This is a genomic window from Microbacterium sp. I2 (assembly GCF_051364985.1).
Classification (GTDB): Bacteria; Actinomycetota; Actinomycetes; order Actinomycetales; family Microbacteriaceae; genus Microbacterium.
The window spans coordinates 277,781-295,390 of sequence record NZ_JBLWIH010000019.1 but is presented as its reverse complement, the minus strand read 5'-3'; the positions used below and the strand labels follow the sequence as shown (position 1 = coordinate 295,390).

Sequence of the window (17,610 nt, the reverse complement as noted above, 5' to 3'; positions counted from 1 at the left end):
ACCGGGGCTACACCAGGCTCTTGGTGTGCCAGACGGTCTTGGTCTCGGTGAAGGCGGCGATGCGCTGCAGGCTCGGGGCCGCGGCATCCGTCCCGTTCTCAGGGGGAAGGACGCGCGTGAGCGTCTCGGCGGCAGCGATCTGCAGATCGACCCAGTCGAGGTCGCCGGCGCCGACGAGGTCGAGCGCGTGCACGTCGGGGTGCGACGCCAGCCATGGCGCGAGCTCGGCGGGCGAACCGGTCAGCATGTTGACGACACCGCCGGGGACGTCCGAAGTGGCCAGCACTTCGGCGAGCGAGATCGCCGACAGCGGGTAACGCTGCGCGGCGACGACGACCACCGAGTTACCCGTCACGAGTGCCGGGGCGATGGCCGAGACCAGCCCGACGAGGGCCGTGTCCTGCGGGGCGATGACACCGACGACTCCGGTCGGCTCGGGCACCGAGATGTTGAAGTACGGGCCCGCGACGGGGTTGCCGTTGCCGGCCACCTGCCCGAACTTGTCACACCAGCCGGCGTACCAGACCCAGCGGTCGATGGCCTCGTCGACCTCGGCCGTCGCGGCCGACGCCGACGCTCCGGTCTGCTGCACGATCTCGTCGACGAACTGCGCGCGGCGGCCCTCGAGCAGCTCGGCCACCCGGTACAGCACCTGACCGCGGTTGTATGCGGTGGCGCCCGACCAGCCCTTGACGGCGCCACGAGCTGCGACGACGGCATCCCGCGCGTCCTTGCGGGAGGCCAGCGCCGCATTGGCCAGGAACACGCCCTTGTTCGAGACGACCTCGTAGGTGCGGCCGGACTCGCTGCGCGGGAAGGCGCCGCCGATGAAGAGCTTGTACGTCTTCGGAACGCTGAGTCGCTTGCTCATGCGCGCGCTCCCTTCAGGTAGGCGGCCAGTCCGTGGCGGCCGCCCTCACGGCCGTACCCGGATTCCTTGTACCCGCCGAACGGCGAGGACGGGTCGAAGCGGTTGAACGTGTTCGCCCAGACCACGCCCGCGCGCAGCCGATCGGCGACCGCTAGGATGCGGGAGCCCTTGTCGGACCAGATGCCCGCCGAAAGCCCGTACGGCGTGTTGTTCGCCTTGTCGATCGCCTCGGACGGCGTCCGGAAGGTGAGCACCGACAGCACCGGGCCGAAGATCTCGTCGCGCGCGATACGGTGGCTGGCCTGCACGTTCGTGAAGATCGTCGGCGCGAACCAGAACCCGTTGTCGGGGATGACGCAGTCCGCGGTCCAGCGCTCCGCGCCCTCTTCCTCGCCGATGCGGCTGAGCTCCCGGATGCGATCCAGCTGCTCACGCGAATTGATGGCGCCGATGTCGGTGTTCTTGTCGAGGGGATCGCCCAGGCGCAACGTCGACAGACGGCTCTTGAGCCGGTCGACGACCTCATCGTGGATCGACTCCTGCACGAGCAGTCGGCTGCCCGCGCAGCACACGTGGCCCTGGTTGAAGAAGATGCCGTTGACGATGCCTTCGATCGCCTGATCGATTGGAGCGTCCTCGAACACGATGTTCGCGGCCTTGCCGCCGAGCTCCAGCGTCAGCTTCTTGTCGGTGCCGGCGACGGATTTCGCGATCTCGCGACCGACGCCCGTCGAGCCGGTGAAGGCGACCTTGTCGACATCGGGATGCCGCACGATGGCCGCCCCCGTCGACCCGGCACCGGTGACGATGTTGACGACACCCGGAGGCAGGTCGGCCTGCTGCAGGATCTCGGCGAAGATGAGCGCCGACAGGGGCGTCGTCTCAGCCGGCTTGATGACGACGGTGTTTCCCGCCGCGAGCGCCGGCGCGATCTTCCACGCGAGCATGAGCAGCGGGAAGTTCCAGGGGATCACCTGCCCGGCGACGCCGAGCGGCTTCGGGTCGGCGCCGAGGCCCGCGTAGTCGAGCTTGTCGGCCCAGCCTGCGTAGTAGAAGAACCACGCGGCGACCAGCGGCACGTCGACGTCGCGACTCTCCTTGATCGGCTTGCCGTTGTCGAGGCTCTCCGCCACCGCCAGCTCACGGGCTCGCTCTTGCACCAGACGCGCGATGCGGAAGAGGTACTTGCCCCGGTCGCGCCCGCTCATCTTCGACCAGGTCTTGTCGAACGCACGGCGCGCCGCGGCGACGGCGACATCGACATCCGCCTCGCTCGCCGAAGCGATCGTGGCGATATGCTTCTCGTCGGCAGGCGAGATGGTGGCGAAGGACTCGCCCGTTCCCGGCCGGAACTCGCCGTCGATGAAGAGGCCGTACTCGGGCTTGAGCGAGAGGATCGCCCGGGATTCGGGAGCCGGGGCGTATTCGAGGAAACTCATGTCAGTCCTAGTTGCCTTGTCTGTCTCAGTCGCCTGCACGCGGCTCAATCAATCGTGACGTAGTCGGCGCCGGAGTAGTGCCCGGTCTTCAACTTCTGACGCTGCAGCAGCACGTCGTTGAGGAGACTGGATGCCCCGTACCGGAAGAGGTGCGGCTGCAGCCATTCCTCCCCCACGGTCTCGGCGACGGTCACGAGGTACTTGATGGCGTCCTTGGAGGTGCGGATGCCGCCCGCAGGCTTGACGCCGACCCTCTCGCCCGTCGCGCGATGCCAGTCGCGCACCACCTCGAGCATCAGCAGCGTGACGGGGAGCGTCGCCGCCGGCGACACCTTGCCGGTGGAGGTCTTGATGAAATCGCCCCCGGCGAGGATCGACAGCCACGAAGCGCGCTTGACGTTGTCGTACGTGTTGAGCTCGCCGGTCTCGATGATCACCTTGAGCGACGCGTACGTGCCGTCCTCACGACGGCACGCCTGCTTCACGCGGGCGATCTGGTCGAACACCAGCCCGTAGCGGCCCGCGAGGAACGCCCCGCGGTCGATCACCATGTCGATCTCGTCCGCGCCGTGCGCGACGGCCTCCGCGGTGTCTGCGAGCTTGATGTCCAGCGACGCGCGTCCGCTCGGGAACGCCGTGGCGACGGCCGCGACCGAGACGCCGCCCTCGTCGGGGTCGCCGTGGGCGGCACCGAGCGCGGCCACGGCGTGCGGCACCATGTCGCCGTACACGCAGACGGCCGCGACCCGCGGGCACGTCGGGTCGGAGGCATCCGGATTCAAAGCCTTCGCGACGAGCGAGCGCACCTTGCCCGGTGTGTCGGCGCCCTCGAGCGTCGTGAGGTCGATGAGCTCGATGATCTTGTCGAGCGCCCACGCCTTGGACGTCGTCTTGATCGAGCGGGTGCCCAGTCCCGCCGCCCGCTGCTCGAGGCCGACGGCGTCCACGCCTGCCAGCCCGTGCAGATAACGCCGCAGGGTGGTGTCGTCGGGCTCGCCGCCGAGCAGCTCGACGGCCCGCTCGGGCAGCGTCTGCAGATCGGTCCGGCTCATTGTTCTCCCTCAGTCGTGTGGCTCGTGCGAGGGCGAGGACGCCTCACCCGGTGGTATTGGCCGGCGCGGGTTGCGGGACGCTCGTCCTCGAGTGCCGCAGCAGGACGATGACACCGATCCCGACGACGACCGCGAACGCGATCGACAGTGTCGAGAAGGCGAACCAGTTGTCGTCCAGGGCCAGGACGATCGCCGCCGAGATGACCGCGATCGCCGCGGCCGCCAGCTTGGATGCGAACTTCAAGCCTACCCCGGGAGTGAGACGCCCGGCAGGCGAGTCACCCCGCGAGAGGATAAGGTCGGCGAACGCATCGAGCGTGGCCAGCAGCGAGGCCGAGTACGCGACGGCACAGCCGAGCGCGCCCCAGAGGTTGACGGGATTCGCGGCGGCGGCGTCGGCGGCGAGGAGTTCCAGCGGATTCACGCCTCGATCGTAGGCGTCGAAGGGCGCGCGGGTCTACGGCGCGGCCGGTCAGGACAGCTCGCGCCGCACCTGTGCGACGTCGTCGGTCATCTGCGCGATGAGAGGCTCGACACCCTCGAAGGCGACCATGCCACGGATCCGCTCGACGAACTCGACGTCGACGACGTGACCGTACAGGTCGAGATCCGTCTCGTCCAGCACGTACGCCTCGACCTGCGGCACGTCGATGTCGTCGAAGGTGGGGTTCGTGCCCACGCTGATCGCCGCCGGGTAGCGCACGCTGCTGCGGGGCTGCAGGGCGCCGTCGCCCGCGGTGCCGGCGTCGATCAGCCAGCCGGCGTACACGCCCTCCGCAGGGACGAATCCCTCGAGGTCGGCGGCGAGGTTCGCGGTGGGGAAGCCCAGCTCGCGCCCTCGCTTGAGACCGTGGACGACCTCGCCCCGCACCGCGTGGGGACGGCCGAGGAGCCGCGCGGCACCGGCGACGTCGCCCTCGGTCAGCAGCTCGCGCACCCATGTGGACGACACGCGGCGTCCCTCGTCGATCGCTCGCACGTCCTCGATCACGTCGACCTCGAATCCGAACTCGGCGCCGAGCTCGCGCAGCAGTTCGGGATTGCCCGCTCCCCCGCGGCCGAAGCGGAAGTCGGCGCCGACGAGCACGATCCGCACCCCGAGCGCTCCGACGAGCACATGCTCGACGAACTCGCGGGCGCCGAGGTCTGCCAGCTGGCGGTCGAACGTGAGCATGAGGGTCGCGTCGACGCCGGTGTCGGCCAGCAGCTGCAGCTTCTGGCCCGCCCCCACCAGGCTGGCGGGGCAGATCTCGGGACGCAGCAGGGCGAGCGGGTTGCGGTCGAACGTCACCGCGACCACGCGTGCTCCCGCGGCAGCAGCATCCACGCGGGCGCGGTCGATCACCGCGCGATGACCCGAGTGCACGCCGTCGAACTTGCCGATCGCGACCACTGACGGGCCGAACCCGGCCGGGACGTCGCCCGGGGCGCGGAAGACGATCACGACCCCACCTCCGCCGCCGCGGTGACGGGCACGGATGCCGCGGGCCGATGCGTCACCAGCCACCACAGGCCGAGGAACGGCAGCACGAGCGGAACGAAGACGTAGCCGCGCCCGAACCACGACCAGACTGAGTCGTGGGCGAACAGCTCGGGGACGGCGAGGCTCAGCGTGCCGACGACCAGCACCCCGACGAGCTCGAACACGATCGCCACCCAGGCGACCAGGTACCAGCCGCGCCGGCCTGCGAACACCAGGGCGAGCGTCGCAACGATGTAGACGGCTGCCGACACCGCAGACAGCGTGTAGGCCAGCGGAGCCTCGTCGAACCGCTGGACGATCTGGACGAAGGACCGGCCGGTGGCGGCGAGCGCCATGATCGCGTACACGATCACGAGCACGCGGCCGATTCCGGTCATGCGAGGGCGGGGCGGCGTCGACATATCCCCTCGATTTTAGTTCGGATGCCGCTCCCCCGGCGCCGCGCGGATGGGCGGTCCCGCTGGGCGGCGCTCACGCGACCTGCACGGTCCAGATGACCTGCATGCGCCACACCATCACGGCGACCGACAGCGCCGCGATGCCCATGATCACCGTGCTCCAGCGGCTGCGCTCGAGCAGCGCCCACGCGACGCCCGCCAGCGGCAGCAGTGCGGCCGACACGAGGTACACCCAGAACTCCAGCGGGCTCCCCGTGGGAGGGTTTCCGGCCAGGGGCGCGATGATCGCGACCACGATCTGGGCGACGAGGAGCAGCTCGACGAGGGCGAGCGCGCCGACGGTCCAGTCGCTCGGCCGTCGACCGGCGAGACCGGCGATGACGCAGAACAGCCCGGCCGCGACGGCGATGGCGACCTGTGCGATCGTGAACCACAGGATCATGCGGATGCCTCCTCGGGCATGTTCATCGCGCTCTTCACATCGCCGCCCCTGCGCTCGACGATCCCGACCAGTGCGCCGTCGGGGCCCACTGCCGCCATCGGCGTCGTCGGGAGTCGTGCGGCCGCACCCGGCAGGCGCTTGCCATGCCGCAGATCCCGCGCCTCGTCGGCCGTGACGTCGAAGCGCCCGAGAACCGACGCCGCGGCGTCCGCGGGCGAGATCATCGGTGCGTCGGCGACGGCGTCCAGCGTACCGGCGTCGCCGACGGCGAACGGGCCGATGCGCGTGCGGCGCAGGGCGGTGAGGTGACCCCCGACGCCCAGGCCTGCACCGAGGTCGCGCGCGAGCGATCGGATGTAGGTGCCGCTGGAGCAGTCCACGACGACATCGAGGTCCACGTATCCCGACGCCGCCCCGCTGACCTCCCGCTGCGCCACGACGTCGAATCGCGACACCGTGACCTCGCGAGCTTTCAGCTGCACCGCCTGCCCGGAGCGCGCCAGGTCATACGCGCGGCGCCCGTCGACCTTGATCGCCGAGAAGGTGCTCGGCACCTGGGCGATGCGCCCGGTCAGCGCGGAGATGCCGCCGGCGATCGCCACGGACGTCAACGACGAGGCATCCGTCGTCGAGACGATCTCGCCCTCGGCGTCGTCGGTGTCGGTCGCGACGCCGAGCCGGATGGTCGCCTCATAGGTCTTGTCGAGGCCCACCACGAACGTCAGCAGCCGGGTGGCGGCCTCGACGCCCAGCACGAGCAGGCCGGTGGCCATCGGGTCGAGCGTGCCGGCGTGCCCGATCTTGCGTGTGCCGAGGGCGCGTCGGGTTCGTGCGACCACGTCGTGCGAGGTCATGCCGCCGGGCTTGTCGACGAGCAGGATGCCGGGTGCGACCATCAGCGAACCCCGCGGAAGACACGGCGAGGGTGGGCCAGATCGGCGTTGTCGACGATCGCCGACGCCACCTCGGAGGGACGCGCTTCGCGGAGATAGATCTCCTGCCCCTGGCGGTAGCGCGAATTCGACGGCGCGTCCGGATCAGGGTCGCTGCCGTCGCGCAGTGCCATGCGGGCGTACGCCACCGGCCACGGCACCTCCAGCCACACCGACCAGTCCCACAGGTCGCGCAGCTCGGCACGGTGCAGGAACACACCGTCGACCACGAGCACCGCGTCGCGTGGCGCCGTCACCCACTGCGACTCGACTCGCGCGTCTCGGACGAGGTCGAATGCCGTCAGTTGGAACCCCGTGCCGGCGCCCGCCTGCGCACCGTCGCGGAACGGATCCACGAGCACACGCCGGAACGTCGGGTAGTCGAATGAGTCACGGTAGAAGCCCTCGGGACTCATGCGGCCTCGTGCATATCTCTCCGAGCGAGGGCGGTGGAAGTCGTCGATGGACGCCCGGAACACCGCGGCGCCGGTCTCGGCGAAGGTCTCGGCGAGCCCGTCGGCGAAGACCGTCTTTCCGGCGCCGTCGATCCCGTCGACGGCGACGATCACGCGCCCGGCCGGGTAGTGGCGGCGCACGTCGTCCCGGAGGTCACGCCACAGCGTGGTCGTGGGCGTGACGGGAAGGCGCATGCCTCCAGCCTACGGCGACCGGCTTAGGCTCGAAGGCATGCCCGACCTCGCGACCCCGCTCGCGGAGTGGTACCGCGACAATGCCCGTGACCTGCCGTGGCGCCGGCCCGGCTTCGGTGCGTGGGGAGTGCTCGTCAGCGAGTTCATGCTGCAGCAGACGCCGGTGAACCGCGTCATCCCCCATCTCGAGCGCTGGCTCACCCGCTGGCCCACGCCGACGGCGCTGGCGGCGGACGCCCCCGCCGAGGCGGTGCGGCAATGGGCGAACCTCGGCTACCCGCGGCGGGCGCTCTGGCTGCATCGCGCGGCCGTCGAGATCCGCGATCGTCACGACGGTGTCGTCCCCCGAGACGTCGACCACCTGCTGGCGCTCACCGGCATCGGCGACTACACCGCGAGGGCTGTGGCAGCGTTCGCGTACGGCGACCGGCATCCCGTGGTCGACACGAACACCCGGCGCGTGCTCGCACGCGCGATCGACGGCCGATCGCAGCCCGGTCCGCCGTCCCGGCACGACCTCGCCGCGATGGAGGCCCTTCTTCCCGACGACATCCGTTCCGCCGCCGTGGTGAACGCAGCCGCCATGGAGCTCGGCGCCACGGTGTGCGTCGCGCGCGTCCCGCGATGCGAAGCCTGTCCGGTCGCCGCGCAGTGCGCGTGGCGCGCCGCCGGGTACCCCGACACGGGCGACACGCGCCGCCGGCAGGCACGGTACGAAGGCAGCGACCGGCAGGCGCGCGGTGCGGTCCTCAAGATCCTGAGGGATGCCGCCGCGCACGCGGTGCCGTTGGCCGAGGTCGTGCCGGACTGGCCTGACGCCGGTCAGCGCGACCGAGCGATCGACTCCCTCATCGCGGACGGGCTGGCCGAGGCATCCGACGGACTGCTCCGTCTGCCCGGCTGACTGTCGCCACTGCCGAACGACCAGGGCGCGTCCGCTGACGGATCAGGCGTCGTCCTCGTCGGCCTCTCGCGGCTTGACGTAGGGGTCGGCTTCACCCGCGTAGGACGCTGCGGCGGCGATTCCCGCCACGGCCTCATCCCGCTCGCGCGCCTCGCGCAGCAAGTCCGCGATGTGCCCCGCCGTATCGGGGAGCGCGTCGGGAATGAACTCCAGCGACGGCGTGAGCCGCACGTTCAGGTGCTTGCCCAGCTCGGAGCGCAGCATCCCGGTCGCCGACTTCAGCGCTTGCGCCGACGCTTCACGCTCCTCGTCCGAACCGAGCACGGTGTAGAACACCGACGCGTGCTGCAGGTCGCCGGTCACCCGTACATCGGTGATCGTCACGAATCCGAGGCGCGGATCGCGCAGCCCCTTCTCGAGGCGCTCGGCGAGGACCACGCGGATGCGGTCGCCGAGGCGGGCCTGACGTTCGCCTGCCATGACACTTCCTTTCAACGGGTGAGGGGCACCGCGGCCCGATCGAGCCCACGGCACCCCTCACCGGATGCGATCAGCCTCGCGGCTTCTCGACCAGCTCAGTGGTCTCGATCTCGTCGCCGACCTGGATGTCGTTGAACTTGCCGAGGCCGATACCGGCTTCGAAGTCCGTGCGCACCTCGGTGACGTCGTCCTTGAAGCGGCGCAGCGACTCGATGGCCAGACCATCGGCGAGGACCACGCCGTCGCGGATGACGCGCGCCTTGGCGTTGCGCGTGATCGTGCCCGAGCGGACGATGACACCGGCGATGTTTCCGAACTTGGAGGAGCGGAACACCTCGCGGATCTCGGCCACACCCGACTGGACCTCTTCGTACTCCGGCTTGAGCAGGCCCTTCAGCGACTGCTCCACGTCGTCGATCGCGTTGTAGATGACCGAGTAGAACCGGACGTCCACGCCCTCGCGGGAGGCGCGCTCGCGCGCCTTCGTGTCGGGGCGGACGTTGAAGCCGATGACGATCGCGTTGTCGATCGTTGCGAGGTTGATGTCGGACTCGGTGATCGCGCCGACGCCGCGGTGGATGATCCGCAACTGCACGGAATCGTCGACCTCGATCTTGAGCAGCGATTCCTCGAGCGCCTCGACGGCACCGGAGACGTCACCCTTGATGATGAGGTTGAGCGACTCGACCTTGCCCTCTTCGAGAGCACGGGTGAAGTCCTCGAGCGAGATGCGCTTGCGGGCCTTGGCCAGCTGGGCGTTGCGCTCGGCGGCCTCGCGCTTCTCGGCGATCTGACGGGCGGTGCGGTCCTCTTCGGTCACGATGAACGTGTCGCCGGCGCGCGGCACAGAGTTGAGACCCTGCACCTGCACGGGCCGCGAGGGGTAGGCCTCTTCGACCGCGTCGCCGTTCTCGTCGGCCATCGCACGCACACGGCCGTATGCCGTGCCTGCGACGATCGCGTCGCCGACGCGCAGCGTTCCGGACTGGATGAGCACCGTGGCGACCGAACCGCGACCCTTGTCGAGCTTCGCTTCGATCGCGACACCACGGGCGGCCTTGTTCGGGTTCGCCGTGAGGTCGAGCCCCGCGTCCGCGGTCAGCAGCACGGCATCGAGGAGCTCCTGGATGCCGGTGCCCTGACGAGCCGAGACATCGACGAACATGACGTCGCCGCCGTACTCCTCGGCGACCAGCCCGTATTCGGTGAGCTGCTGGCGCACCTTGGCCGGGTTGGCGTCCGGCTTGTCGACCTTGTTCACCGCGACCACGATCGGCACGTTGGCCGCCTGCGCGTGATTGAGGGCCTCCACCGTCTGGGGCATGATGCCGTCGTCGGCGGCGACCACGAGGATGGCGAGGTCGGTCACCTGCGCACCACGGGCACGCATGGCGGTGAACGCCTCGTGACCCGGGGTGTCGATGAAGGTGATCGCGCGCTCGATGCCCTCGTGCTCGGTCCAGACCTGGTACGCACCGATGTGCTGCGTGATGCCGCCGGCCTCGCCCGCGACCACGTTGGTCTGACGGATGGCGTCGAGCAGTCGCGTCTTGCCGTGGTCGACGTGGCCCATGACGGTGACCACGGGAGGACGGATCTCGAGGTCTTCCTCGTTCTCCGCCTCCAACTCGGCCTCGAGGTCGAGACCGAAGCCCTCGAGGAGCTCCTTGTCCTCGTCCTCGGGCGAGACCATCTGGATCTTGTAGCCGAGCTCTGCGCCGAGCACCTCGAAGGTGGCCTCGTCCAGCGACTCGGTCGCGGTCGCCATCTCGCCCAGGTTGAACAGGATGGTCACGAGCGTGCCGGGCTGCACGGTGTAGCCGCGCAGCGCCTCGAGCTTGTCGGCGAAGTCGGCGATGGACGCGCCGCGACGCAGGCGGATGATCTCGCCGTTGCCCTTGGAGACGTTGACGCCGCCGACGACGGGCGCCGACCGCATCTCGAATTCCTGCCGCTTCGCACGACGCGACTTGCGCTGCTTGGACTTGCCGCCGCCCTTGCCGAAGGCACCCGCGGTACCGCCGCCGGGGCCGCGACCGCGACCACCGCCGCCACCGGGACGACCTGCGAAGCCGCCCGCGGGCGGTCCGCCACCGGGACGCTGGAAGCCACCGGCACCGCCGGCGCCGCCGGGACGACCGGGACCGCCGGGACGCTGCTGGAACGGAGCGCCGGGGCGACCGCCACCACCGGGACGACCCGCGCCGCCCTGGCGCGGAGCGCCGGGGCGAGGAGCACCCGGGCGAGGAGCCTGGGGCCGCGGGATGTTGCCAGGGCTCGGCCGCTGGCCCATGCCCTGCGCCGAGGCGAAGGGGTTGTTCCCCGGACGGGGGCCGGCGGGACGCTGGCCCATGCCCTGCGACGAAGCGAACGGGTTGTTACCCGGACGCGGCGTGCCGCCCGGACGCGGCGCCTGCGACCCGGGAGCTGCGCCACCGGGCTTGGGTGCTGCGGGCGCAGACGGTGCTGCGGCTTCGGCGGGCGTCGCCGGAGCGGGCGCCTCAGCAGCCGCGGCGGCCGGGGCCGCCGCGGGAGCCGGCGCTGCCGGCGTGGGCGCTGCGGGCGCCGGTGCCGCCGGCTTGGCTGCGGGTGCAGACGGCCTGGACGGGCCGGGACGCGCGGCCGGCTTGGCCGCGGCGGCAGCCGGCTTGGCGTCGGCAGCCGGCTTCGCTGCGCCGTCCGCCTCGAGGGCGGCGCGCAGCTTGCGAGCCACGGGGGGCTCGATGGTCGACGAGGGGCTCTTGACGTATTCGCCCAGCGCCTTCAGCTTCTCGAGTGCGACTTTGCTGTCGACACCGAGCTCAGAGGCGATCTCGTGCACGCGTGGTTTGGCAGCCACAATTCTCCTGTCTGGGGTCCACCCAGACAGGGCAGACCGTTAGTCGCGGACGGGACTCATTTCGAGCCGTTCACTTTGTTCCCATAGCCATTCAGCCTTTGGTTCGCTGTACGTACTGTTCGATGGTCTGCGTGTCGAGCGGACCCGGCACACGCAATGCTCGCACGAAGGCGCGGCGCCGGATGGCGGTGTCCACGCACTCGCTGGTCTCGTGCACCCACGCGCCCCGCCCGGGCATCGAAGCGCGGCCGTCGGGAATGAGGACCGAATCGATGGCGACCACCCTGAGAAGGGAGGACCGGGGAGCACGCGTACGGCATCCGACGCACGTTCGTACAGGTTCCATTCTACACCCCGAGGCCTGCGCCCCTGACCCTCCGCCCGACGTGCGCCTCAGGATTCCAGAATGCTGTCGGGCTGGATGTCGATCTTGGCGCCGGTGAGCTTGGCGGCCAGGCGGGCGTTCTGCCCCTCTTTGCCGATCGCCAGCGAGAGCTGGTAGTCGGGAACGAGCGCCCGGACCGCCTTGCTTGAGACATCGAGCACGAAGCTCGACGTCACCTTCGCCGGCGACAGCGCGTTCGCGACGAACTTCGCCAGCTCCGGGTCGTAGTCCACGATGTCGATCTTCTCGCCGCCGAGCTCTTCGGTGACCGCACGCACGCGACGACCGAGCTCGCCGATGCAGGCGCCCTTGGCGTTGATCGACGGGTCGTTGGCCTTCACGGCGATCTTGGTGCGATGGCCGGCCTCGCGGGCGAGCGAGACGATCTCGACGAGTCCGGCCGGGATCTCGGGCACCTCGAGCGCGAACAGCTTGCGTACGAGCCCCGGGTGCGTGCGTGACACCGTGATGGCGGGACCCTTGGCTCCCTTCGAGACACTCGTGACGTACACCCGCAGGCGTGCGCCGTGCGCGTAGTCCTCGCCGGGCACCTGCTCCTCGGGGGGCAGGATCGCCTCGACCGTGCCGAGGTCGACGTGCACCATGCGTGGGTTGGGACCCTGCTGCACGATCCCGGCGACGATGTCGCCCTCCTTGCCGCGGAACTCTCCCAGCACGGCGTCGTCGGCGATGTCGCGCAGGCGCTGGCTGATGACCTGCTTCGCCGCGAAGGCGGCGATCCGGCCGAAGTCCTCGGGAGTGCTCTCCTCCTCGCCGATGACGGCACCCTCTTCGTCGAGCACCGGGATGAAGACGGCGACATGGCCGGTCTTGCGATCGAGCTCCGAGCGGGCGCCTTCCGGCAGTTCGCCGGTCGGCGACGTGTGCTTGGCATACGCGGTGAGGATCGCCTGCTCGATGATGCGCACCAGCTCGTCGAACGGGATCTCCTTCTCACGCTCGACCGTCCGAAGCAGTCCGAGATCGATGTCCACAGTGGCCTCCGTATTCAGCTCTCACCGGTGCGTCGACGCGCGCCGGAACCCTACAACGTTACCCGATGCCCGGCTGCGTGAATCCGGTAAGCATGCGTGGGCGGGCGCGCCAGGATTCATCGACCGCAGTCGTCCACGTGACTGTCGGTACGGGTGAACCTCGCCTCGGTCCAGTCGACGAGAACCGGCAGGAAGCTCGACCCCGGCAGCAGCGTTCCCAGATGGTCGTATCCGCGGTACGCCAGCCGGCGCACCTGCTCTCCCTCCGCGCACAGGCGATCGACGAACTCCTGCTGCAGCCGCGGCGGAATGACCTCGTCCTCGGTGCCCCACGCGACCAACAGCGGGTGACCCCACGGCCCTACCGGCACGTTGTCGGCCAGGCGCCTGCCCAGCGGCCCCGCGGTGAGATCGCCGACGTACAGCGGCCGGTCCTCTGCCACCCCGAGCGCCGCGGCGACGGAGACCATCACGCCCGGCTCGGACGGACAGCGCTGCGTCATCTCACGCACGATCGCCTCCGCGCCGGGCGCGATGTAGCGCGAGAGGTCGACGTCGCCATACGTGTCGGCGTACGGTACGAGCACCCACGAGATGAGGATCGACAGCAGCACGCCGGCATCGCCTTCGGTGAGCTCGTCCGCCAGTGCGAGCGGATCCGCCGCCGGTGCGAGCACAGCGGTGCCCAGCATGTCGAGCTCAGGAGAGTAGTCCTCGACGATCTGCGACATCCACAGCGCGGCATGACCGCCCTGCGAATGACCCCACGCGACGGTGCGCGTCGACAGCGTCACATCGTCCAGCTCTCGAGCAGCCAGCACCGCGTCCAGCGACGAGCGGGCCTCCCCTCTGCCGATCAGATAGGGGAACACGCCGGGCGCCCCCTGCCCCGAGTAGTCCGACGCGACCACGATCCACCCGCGCCGGATGACATCGTCGAGCGCGGGGATCGCCCACTTCGTCGCGGAGGCGTCGCGCAGACTCGGTGCGCAGCCACGCGCCACCCCGGTCGTGCCGTGGTTCCATGCGATCACCGGGCGGGCCCCCGGCGGCCGCTCGTCCGGGACGATCACCAGAGCGCTCGCGACCGCCGGCTGGCCGACCGCATCGCGCGTGGTGTACAGGATGCGGTGGACGTGGGCACCCACCGGCTCCTGCCCCGCGAACTCCCCGACACGGATCAGCCGCCCGTGCTCGTAGGGCACCACCGCCGGCGGATCGTAGAAGGCGTCCACGACGGGTGCGCCCTCGGACAGCCACGAGCTCGCCCACCAGCCGCCGGCCGCGAGCGCCACGAGCAGACCCGCGACACCGTACCGCCCAGCCGCCGCCCAGGCGCTCCGTGTGCGGCCTCGGTCGGCCGCCCCGGTCGTGGCATCCGTTCGCTGCCCGTCCTCATCGGACCGCGCGCCGACGTCCGCGGGCACGTCGCGCCGGCCCGCCACAAAGGCGCGCACCGCGCGCACGACCAGCGTCGCGCCGAAGACGATCGTGCGCACACCGAAGACGATCGCGACGACGAGCACCGTCACATCCGGCCACGAGAACGCGAGGATGCCGAAGACCAGCTGGGCACCGCCCCACGCGGCGGCCAGCACGCGCTGACTGACCCGGCCGCGAGTGAACGCGTCGTACAGCGAGGCCAGCCCGCCGAGAAGAAGCAGCACCGCGATGAGCTGCGGCAGCAGTTCGAGCGTGCGCCCGAGTCCTACGAGGATGGCAAGGCCGAGCGCGATCCACAGCGCGCCGAATCCGACGCGGGACCACACGGCCGACTCCGGAGCGCCGAGCATCCGGGCGACGCCCGTGAAGATCGCGCTGAGGCCGACGTACACCGTCAGCAGGAACAGTGATGTAAGGGGTCGCGTGACGATCAGCAGGCCCACCAGCAGCGCCAGCGCGCCCACGATCACCAGCGCGGCCGGCGGCGCGCCATGGACCAGACGCGGCGCGATGCTCCAGCCGGTCCCGCGGGGGTGACGGGCCTCACGGATCATCCGCACCATGATAGGTCGCTCGCCGATGCGGGCGTCACCCGCCGTCCGCGCGGCGCACGTATTCAGTTGATCGGCAGTCCACCTGCCGATGCCCTGCGCGCAACCTCTCCGTTACCGACCCCGACGAATGTCGAGACCGAGCGTCCGCCAGATCCCGACGGCAAGACGCGCTCCCCTCCCCTCTTGAACGGAGTATCCGTGGTCTCGTCCACAACCCGTCCGATGCGTCGCCTCGCGCGTCGCAGCGCCGCCTTCTTCGCTACCGCGGGCCTTGCGGCCGGCGCGTTCGCGGCCATGCCCGCAACCGCAGCGGCTGCCGCGGCCGATCCTGCACCCGTCGATGACCTCGCGTCGCGGTTCACCCTCGCGGTGCTGCCCGACACGCAGTTCTACTCCCGATACTCGTCCGACCAGTTCGTCCCGCGATATGGCACCGATCCCTTCGCGGTCCAGACCCGATGGATCGCCGAGCACGCTGACGACCTCCGCATCCCGTTCACCGCACACCTGGGCGACATCGTCGACCGCGCCGGCACGCAGCGCGAGTGGGAGGCAGCAGACCGCGCGATGAAGACGCTGGAGGATGCCGCCCTCCCCTATTCGATCCTTCCCGGCAACCACGACGTGCTGGACAGCAGCAAATGGGACAACGAGCTCAACGCCGTCAACGAGCCGTTCAACCGGTGGTTCGGCGCGACCCGCGCCGCGGCGCAGTCGACCTACATGGGCAGCGACGCCACCGGCCTCAGCCAGTTCCACATCTTCGAGGCCGAAGGACAGCAGTTCATGTCGCTCGCCCTGTCGTGGCGGCCGTCCGACGCGACTCTCGAATGGGCACAGCGCGTGCTCGACGCTCATCCGACCGTCCCGGTGATCCTGAGCAACCATGCCCTCCTCGGCGTCGCCGCCGACCAGACGACGCCGGTCGAGACCGGCGACAGCACGCGCATGTGGGACACGCTCATCAAGGGCAACGACCAGATCTTCCTGACGCTCAACGGTCACTTCCACGGGGCCACCCGCCAGGTCAAGACGAACGACTTCGGTCACCCGGTGCACCAGATCCTGATGGACTATCAGATGGCATACGAGGGCGGGAACGGCTATCTCGGCCTGCTGGAGTTCGACCTCACCAACGACACCATCTCGCTCGAGACGGGCTCGCCCTGGGTCACCTTCAAACCCCAGGAGACGCTGACCAGCTACGATCAGCCGCTGCTGGACGGTCCGCACCAGCGCTTCACATTGGACTTCGACTTCAGCGAGCGCTTCCAGGGCTTCCACCCCGGATTCACGGCGGGCACACCCGACGAGCCGTCGCTGAGCAACGCTGTGCGGTCGATCCTCCTCGACGGCTTCGAGGGTCCAGACCCGATCTCGACGGAGCTGCCGGGCAACGAACTCGACTTCGTGCAGGTTGACGGCACCCTCGCCCACTGGCGTTTCAACGGCCACGACGGCACCGTCGACGCCGACACCGTGATCGAGGACATCGTCGGCGACAACGACCTCACGCGCGTCGATCCGGCGGACACGGCTGCCGTCGGCGCCACATGGGAGGACGTCACCATCGAGAACACGGACGTGCACGGGTTCTCATCCGACGGCGCAGCAGCCTGCTTCGACAATTCGTCGGGTTCACGCTTCAGCTATCTCACGACGGCGGCCGACGCCGCAATCAACAACGCCGATCTCACCCAGGGCTACACCATCGAGACCTTCATCAAGATGGATGCCGACTGGGATGCCGCGGCCAACGGTTGGTCGAAGGTCATCACCCGCACGGGCAACCGCTCCCTGATGGGCGCCCCGCGCACGCAGTGGGACTGGACGGCCTCGCCGACCGCTCTCGGCATCTCGAACCTCCGCGAGTTCCAGTTCACGAGCCTTCCCGCCGATGCCGCGCAGGGTGACCGGGTGAACTGGTCGGGCGAGATCATGGTGGACACGTGGTCACATGTGGCCATCGTCAACGACGCGGCCGCCGGCACCACGACGATGTACGTCGACGGGGCTCCTGTCCTGCGCAACGCGAACAACGTCGCCGGCCAGGCGGGCATGGCGGACATGCCGTGGATCATCGGAGCCGACTGGGTCGACAACGCTGCCCGCAACGGATGGCACGGATGCGTAGGCGAGACGCGGATCATCGACCGCCCGACGACGCCCGACGAGTGGCTGACCCAGCGCGCCGATCTGAGCGGTTTCACCGTCGCGCAGGCACCCGAGGGCACCATCGGACCGGACGTGCCGGTGATCTTCGCCGGCACCGGCCTCCCCGGCGCCGAGGTACGCACCGCTCCCGGGCACGCCACGACCGTCGTGGCCGAAGACGGGACGTGGCAGCTCGAGATCACCGACGGTGTCGTGCGCGGTGCGAACTCGTTCGAACTCGTTCAGGCCCTGGGCTCTCGTGCCGGCACGCCCGTCGCCATCGAGTTCGAGGTCGAGCGTCTCGCCGTGGCAGTCGCGGCTTCCACCCGCACTCTGGCGGGCAAGCAGTACGTGTCGGTCGCCGCGACGAACAACGAGTCCGCCCCCGTCGACATCGTCATCGAGACCCCGTACGGCGCGAAGACCTTCCTCGCGGTGGCGCCGGGCAAGTCCGCGAACGTGTCGATCAACTCGCGGCTGACGTCCGTCCCCGCCGGCACGGCGAGCGTCGCCGCCACCGGCGTCGTCGAGGGCGAGACGGTCACGATGACCAAGCTCGCGGCCTACCCTGCCGGCTGAGTCCTCCGGC

16 protein-coding genes are annotated in these 17,610 nt (G+C 69.9%); 2 read left to right on the top strand and 14 right to left on the bottom strand.

Annotated features, from left to right (window positions below; all coding sequences use genetic code 11):
* Positions 1 to 7 precede the first annotated feature (7 nt).
* From ACLKM7_RS14990 to ACLKM7_RS14950, 9 genes are all read right to left on the bottom strand, one after another.
* Entirely contained in the window at positions 8 to 871 is an 864-nt protein-coding gene (locus ACLKM7_RS14990; RefSeq protein ID WP_436447956.1) for an aldehyde dehydrogenase family protein, read from the bottom strand.
* On the bottom strand, positions 868 to 2,310 hold the full coding sequence (locus ACLKM7_RS14985; protein ID WP_436447955.1) for an aldehyde dehydrogenase family protein: 1,443 nt from the start codon (positions 2,308 to 2,310) through the stop codon (positions 868 to 870). Before ACLKM7_RS14985 ends, ACLKM7_RS14990 begins: the two co-directional genes overlap by 4 nt.
* A gap of 44 nt (positions 2,311 to 2,354) precedes the next feature.
* Entirely contained in the window at positions 2,355 to 3,362 is a 1,008-nt protein-coding gene (gene deoC, locus ACLKM7_RS14980; protein ID WP_436447954.1) for a deoxyribose-phosphate aldolase, read from the bottom strand.
* Positions 3,363 to 3,405: 43 nt separating this feature from the next.
* Complete coding sequence (locus ACLKM7_RS14975; protein WP_436447953.1) at positions 3,406 to 3,786, bottom strand: hypothetical protein; 381 nt, start codon at positions 3,784 to 3,786, stop codon at positions 3,406 to 3,408.
* 48 nt (positions 3,787 to 3,834) lie between these two features.
* The gene (locus ACLKM7_RS14970) at positions 3,835 to 4,806 is read right to left on the bottom strand and encodes a bifunctional riboflavin kinase/FAD synthetase (protein ID WP_436447952.1); all 972 of its coding nucleotides are present in this window, start codon (positions 4,804 to 4,806) and stop codon (positions 3,835 to 3,837) included.
* Positions 4,803 to 5,246, bottom strand: a complete 444-nt coding sequence (locus ACLKM7_RS14965) for a hypothetical protein (protein WP_436447951.1) — start codon at positions 5,244 to 5,246, stop codon at positions 4,803 to 4,805. The genes ACLKM7_RS14970 and ACLKM7_RS14965 overlap by 4 nt, the downstream gene beginning before the upstream one ends.
* Before the next feature lie 70 nt (positions 5,247 to 5,316).
* The gene (locus tag ACLKM7_RS14960) at positions 5,317 to 5,685 is read right to left on the bottom strand and encodes a hypothetical protein (protein WP_436447950.1); all 369 of its coding nucleotides are present in this window, start codon (positions 5,683 to 5,685) and stop codon (positions 5,317 to 5,319) included.
* Positions 5,682 to 6,581: a tRNA pseudouridine(55) synthase TruB gene (truB, locus tag ACLKM7_RS14955; protein ID WP_436447949.1), complete on the bottom strand. Its 900-nt coding sequence runs from the start codon at positions 6,579 to 6,581 to the stop codon at positions 5,682 to 5,684. The genes ACLKM7_RS14960 and truB overlap by 4 nt, the downstream gene beginning before the upstream one ends.
* Positions 6,581 to 7,267 carry a uridine kinase gene (locus tag ACLKM7_RS14950; RefSeq protein ID WP_436447948.1) on the bottom strand — a complete coding sequence of 229 codons (687 nt, stop codon included), beginning with the start codon at positions 7,265 to 7,267 and terminating at the stop codon, positions 6,581 to 6,583. The genes truB and ACLKM7_RS14950 overlap by 1 nt, the downstream gene beginning before the upstream one ends.
* A gap of 37 nt (positions 7,268 to 7,304) precedes the next feature.
* Here ACLKM7_RS14950 and ACLKM7_RS14945 point away from each other — a divergent pair, with 37 nt between their 5' ends.
* The gene (locus ACLKM7_RS14945; protein WP_436447947.1) at positions 7,305 to 8,171 is read left to right on the top strand and encodes an A/G-specific adenine glycosylase; all 867 of its coding nucleotides are present in this window, start codon (positions 7,305 to 7,307) and stop codon (positions 8,169 to 8,171) included.
* A gap of 42 nt (positions 8,172 to 8,213) precedes the next feature.
* Here the strand turns inward: ACLKM7_RS14945 and rbfA are convergent, their stop codons facing one another.
* The 5 genes from rbfA to ACLKM7_RS14920 form a co-directional block, all read right to left on the bottom strand.
* Positions 8,214 to 8,651 carry a 30S ribosome-binding factor RbfA gene (rbfA, locus tag ACLKM7_RS14940; protein WP_436447946.1) on the bottom strand — a complete coding sequence of 146 codons (438 nt, stop codon included), beginning with the start codon at positions 8,649 to 8,651 and terminating at the stop codon, positions 8,214 to 8,216.
* A gap of 70 nt (positions 8,652 to 8,721) precedes the next feature.
* On the bottom strand, positions 8,722 to 11,490 hold the full coding sequence (infB, locus tag ACLKM7_RS14935) for a translation initiation factor IF-2 (RefSeq protein WP_436447945.1): 2,769 nt from the start codon (positions 11,488 to 11,490) through the stop codon (positions 8,722 to 8,724).
* A gap of 91 nt (positions 11,491 to 11,581) precedes the next feature.
* On the bottom strand, positions 11,582 to 11,836 hold the full coding sequence (locus ACLKM7_RS14930) for a YlxR family protein (protein ID WP_436447944.1): 255 nt from the start codon (positions 11,834 to 11,836) through the stop codon (positions 11,582 to 11,584).
* 47 nt (positions 11,837 to 11,883) lie between these two features.
* Positions 11,884 to 12,870, bottom strand: coding sequence for a transcription termination factor NusA (nusA, locus tag ACLKM7_RS14925; RefSeq protein ID WP_436447943.1), 987 nt, complete (start codon positions 12,868 to 12,870; stop codon positions 11,884 to 11,886).
* 116 nt (positions 12,871 to 12,986) lie between these two features.
* The gene (locus tag ACLKM7_RS14920) at positions 12,987 to 14,876 is read right to left on the bottom strand and encodes a lipase family protein (protein WP_436447942.1); all 1,890 of its coding nucleotides are present in this window, start codon (positions 14,874 to 14,876) and stop codon (positions 12,987 to 12,989) included.
* A gap of 189 nt (positions 14,877 to 15,065) precedes the next feature.
* On the opposite strand from ACLKM7_RS14920, the gene ACLKM7_RS14915 reads away from it, so the two are divergent.
* Positions 15,066 to 17,600: a LamG-like jellyroll fold domain-containing protein gene (locus ACLKM7_RS14915; RefSeq protein WP_436447941.1), complete on the top strand. Its 2,535-nt coding sequence runs from the start codon at positions 15,066 to 15,068 to the stop codon at positions 17,598 to 17,600.
* Positions 17,601 to 17,610: the final 10 nt, after the last annotated feature.